We start from the raw sequence: 14,372 nt of genomic DNA, 5'->3' as shown, positions 1-14,372 counted from the left end.
GGCTCCTTAACGCAAATTGATGGTGGTGTTCACACCGTCATTGACGCTGTCATCATCGAACCAGCGCGCGGTCACGGTCTTGGTCTGAGTGTAGAACTGCACCACTTGTTTGCCGTACGGACCAAGGTCGCCGAGTTTCGAACCGCGGGAACCGGTAAAGCTGAAGAACGGCACCGGCACCGGAATCGGAATGTTGATGCCCACCTGGCCGACGTCGATTTCGCTCTGGAATTTGCGCGCCGCCGCACCGCTCTGGGTGAACAGGCCAGTGCCGTTGCCAAACGGGTTGGCATTGACCAGGGCAATTGCCTGATCCAGGGTGTCGACTTCCAGCACCACCAGCACCGGGCCGAAGATTTCCTCGGTGTAGATACGCATGTCGGTGGTCACGCCGGAAAACAGGGTCGGGCCAACGAAATTGCCCTGCTCGAAACCCGGCACGCTGATACCACGACCATCGAGCTCCAGCTTCGCCCCTTGCTGCACGCCACTCTCGATCAATTCGAGGATCCGTGCCTTGGCGCGCTTGGAAATCACCGGGCCGACGTCAGTGCCCGGCTCGCTGCCAGCATTGACCTTGAGCTTCTGTGCCAGGGCCTTGAGCTCCGGCAACCACTGCTTGGCCGCGCCCACCAGCACCACCACGGAAGTGGCCATGCAACGCTGGCCCGCCGCGCCGAAACCGGCGCCGACCAAGGCGTTGAGGGTCTGTTCACGATTGGCATCAGGCAACACCACCGCGTGGTTCTTGGCGCCCATCATCGACTGCACGCGCTTGCCGTGACGACCCGCCAGGTCATACACGTGGGTGCCAACTGCCGTCGAACCGACGAACGAAACCGCCTTGATGTCCTTGTGGGTGCAGAGCGCATCCACCACGTCCTTGCCGCCATGCACCACGTTGAGCACGCCCGCCGGCACGCCGGCCTCGATGGCCAGTTCCACCAGGAGCATGGTCGACAGCGGGTCCTGTTCCGATGGCTTGAGCACAAAGGTGTTACCGCAGGCGATGGCCATCGGGAACATCCACAGCGGAATCATCGCCGGGAAGTTGAACGGGGTAATGCCCGCGCACACACCAATCGGTTGGCGCAGGGTGTAGGTGTCAACGCCACCGGCGACGTTCTCGGCAAATTCGCCCATCTGCAGGGTGCCGATGGAACAGGCGTGCTCGACCACTTCCAGGCCACGGAAAATATCGCCTTCGGCATCAGCGATGGTCTTGCCCTGTTCGGCGCTGAGCACCGCGGCGATGCGCTTGGAATGCTCGCGGATCAACGCCTGGAGCTTGAGCATGATGCGCATCCGCGCGCCGATGGGGGTCAGTTTCCAGGTCTGGAAAGCACGCTGGGCAGCGGCGATGGCGGCATCGACTTCCGAGGCCGTGGCGAACGGAACCTTCGCCAACACCTGCTGGGTGGCCGGGTTGACGATGTCGTGCCATTCACTGGATTGGGATTCAACCCACTCGCCATCGATCAGCAGTCTGACGGTTTGCAGGGTGGTGTCGCTGGGCGTAAGGGAAACGTTCATGCTGGCCTCCGGGATTGTTCTTATAGAGAGCGTTGGTTCAGCAAAAACCAAGGTGCACGGGACACGCTTGGTGATGGGACTGTTTTTGGAGTATAGATGTGCAAACTTCTAATAAGAATGCACATAAAAGCCGGTCCAACATGCAAAAAAACATCACCTCCCTGGGGTCGCTGAATTGGGACGACCTCAAGTTTTTCCTCGAAGTGGCCCGCACCCGCAAGGCCAGCACGGCCGCCAAGCGCCTGGCTGTCGACTACACCACGGTGTCGCGACGCATCAGCTCGCTGGAAGCCTCGTTGGGCACGCTGCTGTTCGAGAAATCCCGGACCAACGGTTTTGTCCTGACGGCCGAAGGCCAGCGCCTGCTGGGTTACGCCGAATCGATCGAAAGCACCCTGCACATGGCCTGCGAACAGGTCTCAGGCTCCGGCGTCGCGCTGTCCGGCCACGTGCGCATGGGCTGCACCGAAGGCTTCGGCAGCTTCTTCATCACCCCGCAACTGAGCCACTTCGTCGACGCCTACCCGGCCATTTCGGTAGACATTCTCCCGCTGCCGCACTTCATCAGCCTCTCCAAGCGCGAAGCCGACATCGTCATCGCCCTCGAACGCCCCGAACATGGCCCGTATGTGTGCTGCAAATTGTGCGACTACCGACTGCAGCTCTACGCCACTCAGTCCTACCTGGACAACCACCCACCCATCCAGCGCCCGGCCGACCTGGGCAAGCACTCGTTCATCAGCTACGTGGATGACCTGGCGTTCAGTTCCGAATTGCTCTACCTGGCCAACGTACTGCCCGGCGCCAATGCCCACCTGCGCAGCACCAGCGTGATCGCGCAATTCGTGGCAGCGCAGCAAGGCCGTTCGCTGGCCATCCTGCCCTGTTTCCTCGCCGCCCAGGACCCACGGCTGTTGCCGGTGTTGCCGGAGGACATCACCGTCACCCGGCAGTTCTGGATGTACTGCCGTGAGGACTTGAGGAAGCTGAAGCGGATTACGTTGTTGTGGGATTACATTCGCGAGGTGACTGAACAGAACCAGCCACTGCTGATGGGCGACAGCCGGGAGATGGTGTTCGCCGACTAGTCGGCGCTGACCACGATGGCGACACGGCGGTTTTCGGTGCGGCCGCTGGCGGTGTCGTTGGAGGCGACCGGTTTGCTACTGCCCAGGCCGCGCAATTGGACGTTCTCTTCGTGCATGCCAACGCTTGTCAGCACCTTGCTCACGCTGGCGGCCCGCCGCTTCGACAGTTGTTCGTTGTAGGCCTGTGAGCCCGATGCGTCGGTATGGCCATCGACACGTACCCGCTGGATTCCCGCCCCCAGCAGTGCCTTGCCGATACGCTCGACGATTTCGGTACTGGCCGGGTTGAGGTTTTCCACATCGCTGCCAAACAACACCTTGCCCGACAAACCGAAGGCCCAGCCATCGTCAGTCAGCTCGAAACCTTGTTGCTTGAGTACGGCAATTTGCGCCGGGGTCAGGCCTTTCGGCGGTGCTGTCTGGCAACCGCTCAGGACCACGACGGCAAGCAGGAAAAGCGTCGCGAACCAGCGCAGGGAAAATTGAAGGGATGAACGCACGAGTCAGCTCCTGGTTTGAAGATCAGCGACGGAGTGATCCGACTCCGCCGTATGTTGACCGCCTCGGGCGAGGCGTTTGGCTTGATACATGGCCGCATCGGCGGCGTGGAGCAGGGTGCCCGGTGTGGCACCATCATCCGGGTAAACGGCAATGCCGATACTGAGGGAGGTCAACACGGAGGCGTTGCCGGGCAATTGAATCGGCATTTCCATGCTGGCGATGATTTTTTCAGCGATCCGCTCGGCGTCCTCGGCGTTGTGCAGGGGCGCCAGCAGCACGGCGAATTCATCGCCGCCCAGGCGTGCGACCAGGTCGTCTTCACGCAACTGTGCCCGGACCCGGGTCGCCACGGCCGTCAGCACCGCGTCACCGGCAGCGTGGCCGAAATTGTCATTGATGCCCTTGAACCGGTCGCTGTCCAGGTACAACACGGCCACTTGCTCGTTGAGCTTGCTGGCGTTGCGCAAGGCGCGGATCAGCCGGCCCTCGAAAAACGCCCGGTTCGGCAAGCCGGTCAAACTGTCGTGACTGGCCTGGTGGGCCAGGGTTTCGTTTTCGCTTTGCAGGTGGGTCTGCCAGGACTCCAGTTCGTCGAGCAGTGCATTGAAGTCATTGGCCAGATTATCCAGTTCGGCGATGGCGGCCGGCGGCACCCGCCGGTCCAGGGCCCGCTCGCTGCGTGCCGCGTGAGCCACTTCGGCCAGGCTGCGCAATGGTCCGGTGATCGCCCGCAACTGGCGCCGCGCCAGATAAAGCGCCACCCAGGCACTCACCGCCGTGCATAAGATAATCCCCGTCAGGCCGCTGAGCAGAAAGCGCAACAGGCTGCCGCCATGCCCCGCCAGCACGATGCGGCCGATGTTCTGTCCTTGGTGAACGATTGGCAGGCTGATGGGCTTCTCCAGGAATGCCTTGGCAATGTGCACTTCCAGCCCCGACAACAGGCCTGTTTCCGGTCGCTGCCAACGCGCCAACAGACGGCCATGTTCATTGAGCACCTGGGCATCGGCGACCTCTTCGGTGGAGGCGATCAAGGCCAGCGCCTCGGTGGCCGCCGCCGCGTCATCGAATACCACGGCGGCTTCCACGGTGTAGTTGATCGAACGGGCGATCAGGTGCAGGTTGTGATCGGCGTAGACCCGCAACGCAAGCACCCCCAGCAACGTCAGGGAAACACTGGCCATGGTGATCGCCACCAACGCGACAATCAGGTGGCCGCGCCCGATGACCGAGCCCAGGGTGGGAAGGATCCGCGATTTGGACAGGCTCATGGTACTGCCGGCCTGCGACGGGAAAGCTGCAGAACGCTCGGATGGATACGCACGCCACTGCGCGCTACCGAGTCGAGGTTGACCTCGAACGATACCTGCTCATCACCGACCCGCAGACAGAACAGGCTCCCCACGGTGCACTGGTCACCGCCTTCGCTGATGCTCAACACGGGTTTGCCGATCAGGGAGTCAAACAGACGGGTGCGCTCGTCGCTGGTCAGCCTGCCGATGTAGACGGCGTTGCAATCCGTAGCGATGTTGGGGTGATCGGCCAGCAATCGCTGTACGGCCACCGGTCGACCGGTGGCCTGGGTGGTGCCTTTGACCAGATCGTCGGTGTATTGGGTCGGGCCGACGATGCACAGTTGCAACTGCGCAGGCTCTACTGGCCAGCGTGCGTAGCTGAGAATGCCCAAGACGACTTGAGTGACCGATTCGGCCCGCTGTTCAGCCCGGCTCGTGGAGGGCGGATCTTCGGCAAGCACCATAGGCGACAGCAACCACAGAAGACCGGCAAGCAGATAATGCCCCCAGTCCTTGCTGCGCACCGCCTCCCGAACCGCCACTTTCATGGAAAATCTCTTGGTCATACGATAAGTGTCGGAACGATAGCACAGTGCCAAAAAGCCAGCGAGCCGGCGCCCTACGGACATATCTGACAGAAAACAGTCAAAATCGTGACTCCGGCATCGAATCACGAAAGCTGATCATTCAGTCATCCCCCTCCAACTCCAACATGAGCCCGCTCAAACGCTTGACCTTGCGCCGCACCGCCTCCTCGAACACCCCCGCTCGTGGCTCTATCAGGCTGAACCATTGCTTGCCCCGGGTAATGGCGGTGTACACCAACTCCTTGGTCAATACCGGGTTCAGCGCATCCGGGAGGATCAACGCGGTATGGGTGAATTCCGAGCCCTGGGATTTATGCACCGTCATGGCATACACGGTTTCCACATCATTCAGGCGGCTGGGCAGGACGAAACGCACACCGCCCTGGCCATCGTTGCGCGGGAAAGCGACCCGCAGAACCTGTTTACCGGCATCGGGGCCGTCACGCTCGGGCAACTTGAGGGCGATACCGATATCGCCGTTCATCAGCCCCAGCCCATAGTCATTGCGGGTCATCAACACCGGGCGCCCTTCGTACCACTGGTGATCGCTATCGATAAGGCGGGCCTTGAGCAAGGCGGCGGTGATTCGCAGGTTCAGTCCTTCGACGCCCCACGGACCTTTGCGCACCGCGCAAAGCAATTGGAATTCGTCGAAGGCCGCCAGGACTTCCCGGGCCCAATCGGCCCAGCAACGGTCTTCCAGCGGGCGAGAAATGGCCGGGCGTCGCTGCCGTAGCAGGCTCAGGTAATGCCGATATCCCTGGGGCCCATCTGGCTTGCCGTCGAGCAGCAGCTTTTCCAGTTTCGTGTCGTGTTCACTCGCCAATTTCAGGGAAGACAGATCGGCATGCTGCCCTTGCTCCAGCAACTGACGGGCTTTTTCAGGCTGCTGCTGGTTGACCCAGCGAGCCAGTTGACCGATCCCGCTGCCCTCGCCAAAGCGCCGGGAATGCCTGAGCATGACCACTTGCTGTGCCAGGGGATGAGTGCCGTCGAGGTCCTGTTGCAGGTCACTGGCCGCCAGGTTTTCACCACTGGCCGACTCAAGCCAGGTTCGGGTCCGGGGGCTGTACCAGCCCTCCTCGGCGTCTCGACACAAATCCCCCAGCACCGCACCGGCTTCAACGGAGGCCAACTGGTCCTTGTCCCCCAGCAACACCAACCGTGCATGGGCCGGCAGGGCATCCAGCAGATTGGCCATCATCTCCAGGTCGATCATCGACGCTTCATCGACCACCAGCACATCCAGTGGCAAGCGATTGCCTGCATGGTGGCGAAAATGCCGGGTGCCCGGGCGGCTGCCCAGCAAACGATGGACTGTCGTGACGTCGCAGGGAATCCGTTCGCGCACCGCGTCGTCCACATCCAGGGTCCGGACCTGCTGGCTGATGGACTCGGTCAGGCGCGCCGCCGCCTTGCCGGTTGGCGCAGCCAGGCGAATCCGCAGCGGCTTCCCGGCCTCGACGGCCGGAGCCTGCAGAAGGGCCAGCAGGCGCACAACGGTCGTGGTCTTGCCGGTGCCCGGGCCGCCGGTCACGATGCTGAAGGCCCCTCGTGTCGCCAGCGCGCAGGCCAGTTTCTGCCAGTCGATCGGGCCGCTGGCATTGGCCGGCCCGAACAACCCGTCCAAACGCTCGCGCAGGTCACCGGGCGCCGCTTCATGCTCGATAAGCCGTTGACGCAACGCTTCATCGATTCGCCGTTCATAACCCCAGTAGCGGCGCAGATAAAGACGTTTGCCGGACAGCACCAACGGGCGTTGCTGCGCCTCTTCGCTCCCATCCACGGCCAGGGCCACCAGACGACTGGACGCCAGGGCCTTGCACCAATGGACGCCGTCCAGTGTCGCCAATATTTGCGATGGCAACAGCATCACGCCCGTCTGCAGGTCACCCTCGGGAGGCAGCGACAGCGCAAAATCCGGTTCCTTGAGGGTCTCGAACACATCCAGGCAAACATGGCCGTGGCCCAGTTGATGGCTGGTCAATGCAGCGGCGAGCAGAACCAAAGGATCATCGTCGGGCGCCAGTTCATGGAGGAACGCCACGAATGCCTTGTCCAGGGCGCGCAACCAGCCGCGCTCGACCCAGCGCGTCAATAACAACAGCAGGTCCTGCGCACGGCTCAAGGGCGCCAACTCCACCAGGCTTTCGTCATCGGACGATTTGGGCAGCAGGTCGGCAAAAGAACGACTCATAGCAACTCTCCCTGTACCCACGCCGGTTCAGCCTTGGGTTCGGGCGCCCCCTGGAACAGGCGATCCAGTTGTTCGATCAATGCCCGTGGCGGCTTGGTGAAATACACGCCCTGACTGGCTGAGCGGGTTCCGCGAAGGAACAGGTACAACGCGCCGCCGACATGCCGGTCGTAGTCGTAATCGGGGAGCCGTGCCTTGAGCTGGCGATGCAGGGCCAACAGGTACAGCACGTATTGCAGGTCGTAGCGATGGTCCAGGATCGACTGTTCCATGGCCGGTACGGTGTAGGCCATGTCATCGACACCCAGCCAGTTGGATTTGTAATCGGCCACGTAGTACCGGCCGTCGTGCTCGAACGTCAGATCGATGAAGCCCTTGAACATGCCGTTGAGCAGCACCGGTTCTGCCGCGACGCGGGCCACACCACCATGGGTGAACCGGCAAACCAGTTGGTCGAGCTTTTGCACATCGACCTTGTGGCTGGCGAACCAGAACTCCATCTCGACCTGGAATCGGCTCAGCTGTTCGAGCACCACTGGCGCCTGGTCGTCGCCGACGTGCATGGGCATCTTGATCAGGTGCTGCAGCCAATCGCTCAGCGTGGTGATCCAGCCTTTCCAGCCTCGGCGATTGCAGCGTCGGGCAATGGCATCCTCGATATCCGTTGGCGCCGATGAAAAGCCCTCCCCTGCGGCCCACTCCAGCAGGCCATGCAGGAAAGTGCCGGGGTTGGGGCCACGGGGAAAGCGGTGGATGTCGCCACCGACAGCGACGGTCTCCCTGGGCGCGTCCGGGTCCAGTCGTTCATCGTCGAACAGTTTCTGGGCCTGGGGACTCTCTGGCGCGGTATCGCTGCCTTCGCTCAGGCTTTCGCTGATGCGCAAGGCACTGTAGGACGCGATCCACCAGTTCTCGCTGGCTTTTCGCAAGGGTACCAAGGGTTCAAGCAACACGGCTTCGTTGCGCGGGGGCCGGTAGTGCTCGTCGGTGGCCTCAGGCATTGGCTGGTAGCTCACCGCGTCACTGCCTTGTTGCAGGTCTTCCAGCCAACGCCTCAACTCCACCGATTCGGCCAGCGGCGCACCACCACCCAACAAGTACCCCAGCGCGGACACATGGAGGATCGAGCGGTTGTTGCTGCCCCGCTTGAGATCCGCGACACCAAGCCAGCAGGCGTGTTGTGCGCGGGTCAGTGCCACGTAGAGAAGCCGCAGATCCTCGGCCAGACGCTCGTCATCGGCCTTGGCGATCAATTCGGCAGTGGGCTTGAGGCTGATCTGCGCCTTGTTGGCCTCGTCGTGGTAGTGCAATGGCAATCGACTGCCGTCCACCGGTTTCGTCGAACAGATAAAGGGCAAGAAGACCAACGGATATTCGAGGCCCTTGGACTTGTGGATCGTGACCACCTTGACCAGTTGCTCATCGCTTTCCAGGCGCAGGATCTGCTCTTCTCCCGCTTGCCCGGACAAAGCCAGGTGCTCGGACAAATGCCGGATCAAGGCTTGTTCGCCATCCAGTTCACCGGCGGCCTGCTGCAACAGTTCGCAAAGGTGCAACAAGTTGGTCAGCACCCGCTCGCCATCGCTGCGCACCATCAAGGCCTGGGGCAGTTCGAAATCATGCAGCAGGCGTCGCAACATCGGCAGCACGCCCTGGCTGCGCCAGACCGTACGATAACTGCGGAACTGCATGACCCGTGCTTCCCAGGCCAGCTCATCCTGGTTGAGACGTTCCAGTTCCGTCAGCGACAGATTCAACGTGATGCTGGCCAGGGCTGCCCGTAGCGGTCGTTCGGCATCCGGCTCGGCACAGGCCCTGAGCCAGATCAGCAAGTCCCGCGCTTCCTGCGAGGCAAAGACCGAATCCTTGTCGGACAGATACACGCTGCGCACGCCTCGCGCGGACAACGCGTCTCGCACCGCCTGCGCTTCTTTACCATCGCGCACCAGGATGGCGATATCTGCCGGGCGCACGCCTCGCAGCACTTTTCCATCGACCGTGAAGCCGTCGCGCCCCGACTGGCCGCCGTTGAGCAACGCCGTGATTTCACTGGCGCAGGCGGCCGCCATGGATTGTCGATACACCGCACCGGAAAGTGGCTGGTCCGACGACAGGTGCCAGATGTTCAGCGCCGCGACCGCCTGCCCAGCAACCTGCAAGGACTCCTTGCGCCCCTGGGACTCGACGGACAGGAACGGCACCGGGTTCTCGCCCGAAGGCTCACGGAACAGAAAAGCCCCACGCCCCTTCGGGCGGGACTCGGCATTCTGGAAAACATGGTTTACCGCGCCGACCATGGCATGGCTGGAACGGAAGTTCGTGCCCAGCGTGTGCAGCCTGCCAGCAGTGGCTTCGCGAGCGCGCAGGTAGGTATAGATGTCGGCGCCGCGAAAAGCGTAGATCGCCTGCTTCGGATCGCCGATCAGGAAAAGTCCGGTCCCGGGGTCGTTGTCTTCGATGCGGTAGATGCTTTCGAAGATCCGGTACTGAACCGGGTCGGTGTCCTGGAACTCATCGATCAGCGCCACCGGAAACTGTTCGCGGATCAGGCTCGCCAGACGCTCGCCTCCGTCGGCCTGCAGGGCTGCATCGAGACGCAGCAGCATGTCATCGAAGCCCATCTCGGCGCGGCGACGTTTCTCTGCCTCGAAGCGCGCCCCGACCCATTGCGCGGCATGCTGCAACACGGCGGCATCTGGCGTGGGCAACGCATCCAGGCTGGCCTTGAGACTGGCCATGGCGTCCAGCCCGGGATGGTTGGGCACTTCACCTTTCCAGGCTTCGGCCATGCCCTCGGGCGTCAACCGCGTGAATCCGGTACCGATGTCCAACAGCTCGAGGCTTTCGTCATCGACCCAGGCAGTGATTTTCTGAAACCATGGCTCGAAGTAACGCGCCTGCATCTTGCGCCCGTCGACAGCCTTGCTGGCCACGCCTTGCTGGCAGATCTCCAACAGTTCCACCGCCCATTGCCGCCACGGCGCCTTGAGATCGAGCAAGGCGGCACTGCGCTCCTGCAAGGCCGCGGCGATGAGTTCGGCAGGCTCAAGCCCGTCGCCGTCGCCGCGCTCGCTGGAAAACAAACCTCGCACCCGCGGCAACAGCGCAGCAGGCCCTCCCCAATGAGTACGTACCCAGTTCAGCGCCTCGCCTTGCATCGAATAGCAGAACAACCGCCAATAATCGCGCAGCACCTCGCCCAGCAATTCGCTGTGGTCGGTTTCCAGAGTCTGGGTGAACAGGCTACCGCTGTCGAAGGCATGCTCACGCAACATGCGCTGGCACCAACTGTGGATGGTCGAGACGGCCGCTTCGTCCATCCACTGCGCAGCGATGTCCAGCCGGTTCGCGCAGCCAGGCCATTGGTCAGCGTTGAACTCATCGCGCAACGCAGCGATCAGCGAGTCCTGGGCGGGAATTTCGTCACGGAAGAAACGCGCCGCTTCGGCCAGACGGGTGCGAATTCGTTCACGCAACTCTTTGGTGGCAGCGTCCGTGAAGGTCACCACCAGGATTTGCGGTGGAAGCAACTCGCGGCCGAAGCCGGATGCCGAACCGCCATGCCCCAGCACCAGACGCAGGTACAGCGCCGAAATGGTGAAGGTCTTGCCGGTACCGGCGCTGGCCTCGATCAGTTGGCTGCCCCGCAGCGGGAAAGCCAGGGCCAATGGTGCCTGCTGACTCATGAACGGGCCTCCTCGCTGACCAATGAACGCCATGGGGCTTCGAGCAATGGTCGGTAGAGTGCATCGCACCAATCGGGGAATGTTTCGTCAGCCATCAAGGCATCGAAATCAGCAAACTGTCGAGCCAACGCCGGACTTTCCCGCCGCTCGCCTTCAAACGTCTGTCCATCGCCCTCATAGGCTTTGCGAGCCGCCGCTTCGGCCTTGCCCGGATCAGTCTGGCCGAGCCAGGCGAAAGCCGTCTTAACCGCAATCGGTAGCGGCTGGCGCATACCGGTCTGCCAGGCCAGCAGCATGTCGCCCAGTAGCCTTTGTGCGACAGTCTCTTCAAAAGGTGCCAGCAGCAAGCTGTCATCACTGGCCACCAGTGCCGTCGTCAACGACAAGCCATTAGCGCAGGCCACGAGATGGTTGACCCAAGGTCGTATCAGGCGATGCCACTTACGGGTTTTGGTGGAGCCGATGCTGTTGGGTATGGCCGTGATGGCGAGGACCGCACCGTCGGAACGCTGGTGCAAACCACTGAGCCAGCCCTCGACATTCACTCCCTGCAATTGCAGGCTGACTGGCACAGCGCTGACCGACGGTGTCGGCCATAACGCCAGAAGCTGTTGGTACCGCTGGAGCAGATCCGGCAGAGGTTCGATCAATTCACGCTGCATGCATTCACCGAAACCGGCCATGGGTAACAGGCCGCTGTTCTGCAGTCTTTTGGCGTGAGCGGTAAGGGCAAGATCCGGTTGGTCCAGGCGTACCAGGGCGGCCTCGAGCAAGCTGTCACTCAGGCTGTAGCGTTGCAGCGCATCGAGCACGAAAGGTTCGTCATCGGCCAGAGGCGCTTCGATGGCCTCGAAGAACACTTTCAGCCGCTGGCTGAAGAAATGGCGAACAGGATTGCGCAGGAAGTCCTGCAACTGACCGAGGCCCAAGGGTTCTTCCTGAACGTAAGGCTCCAGCACCTGGGTTGTGTCGGCGTCATCGGAGATGTCGTGGAGCATTCGCCATTCGCTGGCGTAACTGAACAGCGCATCGCCTTGATGGAAATAACGCGCACTGAACGGTTGCAGCGGATGCTCCTGGGTCAGGGCATCGAGAAGAGGCTTGCTGTCATCTGCCAACCGCCAGCCACCGGCGAGATGATCGCGCAGTTGGCCGATCAACACCGATGCCGGGCGCTCACTGTTGTCGCGAATACTGCGCCCCACCCAACTGATGTACAGCTTTTCCCGGGCAGAAAGCAGCGCTTCCAACAGCAGGTAACGGTCGTCCTCACGGCGGGAACGATCGCCCGGACGATAATCGCCACCCATCAGGTCGAAGTCCAAAGGCGGCTGGGCTCTCGGGTAATCACCATCATTCATCCCCAGCAGGCACACCAGCTTGAAGGGGATCGCGCGCATCGGCATCAAGGTACAGAAGTTGACTGCGCCGGCCAGGAAGCGCTGGGACAGTCGCCCCTGATCCAGTCCGGCCAACCACGCCTCGCGTACCACCGTCAGCGGCAATTCATCGTGCAGCCCCACCGACTCACAGGTTTCCAGCCAGGTTTCACGCAAGTCTTCGAGTTGGGCCAGCAAATAGTCGTCATGCTCGTTGCTTGCCTGGAAAAACAGCTGCATCAGATCTTGCAGGCGTGAACCCCATTGCTGCGGCGATGCCGGCCGGGTGAGTTCATGATGGGCGACTTCCAGGGCATCCAGCAAAGCAACCAGGGGACCGATCAACGCCGCATCCAGGCCACCGATCTCGTCATAAGGCTCAATGCCCTCATAAGCGTTCGAACTGCCGACGGCATACCCCAGCAACATGCGACGCAAGCCGAAATGCCAGCTGTTCTGCTCAAGCTCGGCAGGCAGGCCCAAGCCGGCACGGTGCTCGGCACTCATCCCCCAACGAATGCCTGCCCCTTCGATCCAGCGGTGCAGTGTCGGCAGGTCGGCCTCATCGATGCCAAACCGTTCGCGCAACGCCGGGACATCCAGCAGATCGAGGATTTCGCTGACCGGAAAACGACTGTCCGGCAGCTTGAGCAAATGCTCGACGGCGATCAGCAGTGGATCACGTCCACGCTGGCCCTGGTCGGTCAACGTGAAGGGGATGAACCGCGGGTCGCTCCTGTCGAGCTGGCCGAACACTGCGCGAATGTGCGGTGCATAACTGTCGATGTCCGGGACCATGACGATGATATCCCGTGGGCGCAGGGTCGGATCCGCACTGAAGTGGGCCAGCAATTGGTCGTGGAGAATTTCAACCTCGCGCTGGGCGCCATGCGCCACATGAAAACGGATCGAGCCGTCTCGCTCCGGATCGACGACAGGCCAGTGTTCCCGGGTTTCATTCAGGGGGCGCAGCTCCAGGATGTCATCCTGCAACTGGCTGAGAAGGGTCGTGGGGGTCCCATCAGTGAACAGGTCGATTCGCCCATCGCGAAATACCGAGCGATAGCTGTTGGGGTCATCGTAGCTGTCGAGCAGGTTGATATAGTCGCGCCCTTGCTTGCCCCAGGCGGCCAATAACGGATGGGCATGCTGATGCAGGGTTTGCGGATCGAGGACGACGGGCATGCCAGCCTTGCGTGCCTGGCGCTTGTATTGGTGACGCAACAAATCCTTGTCGGCGACGATGTCCGCCCAATGATGGCGACACGGGTTATGCACGCAGAGCAGAACCTGGCTGAACCGGGAAAGGCCGGCGAGCGCCTCCAGGACCTGGGCAGGCAACGAAGAAATACCAAACACGATGACCCGTGCGGGCAGGCCTTTCGGAGCGGTTTCCAGGCTGTTGATACGTTCGATATAGCGCTGATGAACGCCGGCACGGCTTTGCGCCATGCCTTGCTCCCCCACATCCAGCAACAAGGCTCGCCACAGTTCCGCTTGCCAGCAATTTGCCGGCGCGAGCGGCTTTATTTCACCTCGGACATTTCTGGTCTGGTGTCGACCTTCGGCCCAATCCTCAAGCCAGTCGGCCCGGTAGACCTGGTACTGGTCGAACAGATCGGCAAGACGCTCGGACAGTTGATAGCGCTTGCGCAAGTCGGTGTCGTGGGTAAGGAATCGTCGCAGAGGTTCGAAATGAGGCTGCTCGATCAACTGCGGCAGCAGACGCATCAGGCGCCAGGTTAACGGAGCCTTATCCAGCAGGGACTTGGCCGGAATTTCATCGCGTCCCAGGACTGTTCGATAAAGTTGCCACATGAAACTGCCCGGCAGTTGCACATCAATGGCAGCCGCAATACCGCAACCGCCGGAATCATCGTCTTCCGGGTCTTCAGCCAGTGCGAGCTTGAGCCATTGGGCAATGCCATTGCTCTGTACCAGAGCGATTTCATTTTCAAGGGGGGACAGCGGATAGCGCCGCATCAAGCTGATTACCAAGCTGCGCAACTCATCAAGGCGGTTCCCGTGAACCACCATGAAAGCTGGGCTGAGGGACGTTGCGTCCGGCATGAAAGGCATCCTTGAAAATGCAAAAGCTAGGGGCAG

The 14,372-nt window shown here is 61.7% G+C and carries 8 protein-coding genes; 1 reads left to right on the top strand and 7 read right to left on the bottom strand.

Annotation, left to right across the window (positions count from 1 at the left end; translation table 11 throughout):
* Nucleotides 1-6: 6 nt before the first annotated feature.
* On the bottom strand, nucleotides 7-1,533 hold the full coding sequence (locus QMK47_RS04665) for a CoA-acylating methylmalonate-semialdehyde dehydrogenase (RefSeq protein ID WP_003197536.1): 1,527 nt from the start codon (nucleotides 1,531-1,533) through the stop codon (nucleotides 7-9).
* A 140-nt stretch (nucleotides 1,534-1,673) separates the two neighbouring features.
* Here QMK47_RS04665 and QMK47_RS04660 point away from each other — a divergent pair, with 140 nt between their 5' ends.
* Nucleotides 1,674-2,621: a LysR family transcriptional regulator gene (locus QMK47_RS04660; RefSeq protein WP_046063064.1), complete on the top strand. Its 948-nt coding sequence runs from the start codon at nucleotides 1,674-1,676 to the stop codon at nucleotides 2,619-2,621.
* Here QMK47_RS04660 and QMK47_RS04655 read toward each other — a convergent pair.
* The 6 genes from QMK47_RS04655 to recC all read right to left on the bottom strand — a co-directional run bounded on the left by QMK47_RS04655 (nucleotide 2,618) and on the right by recC (nucleotide 14,336).
* Nucleotides 2,618-3,121, bottom strand: coding sequence for an OmpA family protein (locus tag QMK47_RS04655; protein WP_258690310.1), 504 nt, complete (start codon nucleotides 3,119-3,121; stop codon nucleotides 2,618-2,620). The genes QMK47_RS04660 and QMK47_RS04655 overlap by 4 nt on opposite strands.
* Before the next feature lie 3 nt (nucleotides 3,122-3,124).
* A complete protein-coding gene (locus QMK47_RS04650; protein ID WP_258690309.1) occupies nucleotides 3,125-4,393 on the bottom strand; it encodes a diguanylate cyclase domain-containing protein in 1,269 nt (422 codons plus the stop codon).
* On the bottom strand, nucleotides 4,390-4,965 hold the full coding sequence (locus tag QMK47_RS04645) for a YfiR family protein (protein WP_320389861.1): 576 nt from the start codon (nucleotides 4,963-4,965) through the stop codon (nucleotides 4,390-4,392). Before QMK47_RS04645 ends, QMK47_RS04650 begins: the two co-directional genes overlap by 4 nt.
* Nucleotides 4,966-5,104: 139 nt before the next feature.
* The gene (gene recD / locus QMK47_RS04640; RefSeq protein WP_320389860.1) at nucleotides 5,105-7,201 is read right to left on the bottom strand and encodes an exodeoxyribonuclease V subunit alpha; all 2,097 of its coding nucleotides are present in this window, start codon (nucleotides 7,199-7,201) and stop codon (nucleotides 5,105-5,107) included.
* Nucleotides 7,198-10,887, bottom strand: a complete 3,690-nt coding sequence (gene recB, locus QMK47_RS04635) for an exodeoxyribonuclease V subunit beta (protein WP_320389859.1) — start codon at nucleotides 10,885-10,887, stop codon at nucleotides 7,198-7,200. The genes recD and recB overlap by 4 nt, the downstream gene beginning before the upstream one ends.
* Entirely contained in the window at nucleotides 10,884-14,336 is a 3,453-nt protein-coding gene (gene recC / locus QMK47_RS04630; RefSeq protein WP_320389858.1) for an exodeoxyribonuclease V subunit gamma, read from the bottom strand. Before recC ends, recB begins: the two co-directional genes overlap by 4 nt.
* Between the last annotated feature and the right edge of the window lie 36 nt (nucleotides 14,337-14,372).

The organism is Pseudomonas sp. P9_35 (genome assembly GCF_034008205.1).
In the GTDB taxonomy this organism is placed as follows: domain Bacteria; phylum Pseudomonadota; class Gammaproteobacteria; order Pseudomonadales; family Pseudomonadaceae; genus Aquipseudomonas; species Aquipseudomonas kilonensis.
Note: the sequence above shows the minus strand (reverse complement) of the source record. Positions and strands in the feature narration are given on the sequence as shown.

Coding starts and splice junctions, on each gene's coding strand:
- QMK47_RS04665 (WP_003197536.1), bottom strand. CDS start 1,533: ATGAACGTTTCCCTTACGCCCAGCGACACCACCCTGCAAACCGTCAGA.
- QMK47_RS04660 (WP_046063064.1), top strand. CDS start 1,674: ATGCAAAAAAACATCACCTCCCTGGGGTCGCTGAATTGGGACGACCTC.
- QMK47_RS04650 (WP_258690309.1), bottom strand. CDS start 4,393: ATGAGCCTGTCCAAATCGCGGATCCTTCCCACCCTGGGCTCGGTCATC.
- QMK47_RS04645 (WP_320389861.1), bottom strand. CDS start 4,965: ATGAAAGTGGCGGTTCGGGAGGCGGTGCGCAGCAAGGACTGGGGGCAT.
- recD (WP_320389860.1), bottom strand. CDS start 7,201: ATGAGTCGTTCTTTTGCCGACCTGCTGCCCAAATCGTCCGATGACGAA.
- recB (WP_320389859.1), bottom strand. CDS start 10,887: ATGAGTCAGCAGGCACCATTGGCCCTGGCTTTCCCGCTGCGGGGCAGC.
- recC (WP_320389858.1), bottom strand. CDS start 14,336: ATGCCGGACGCAACGTCCCTCAGCCCAGCTTTCATGGTGGTTCACGGG.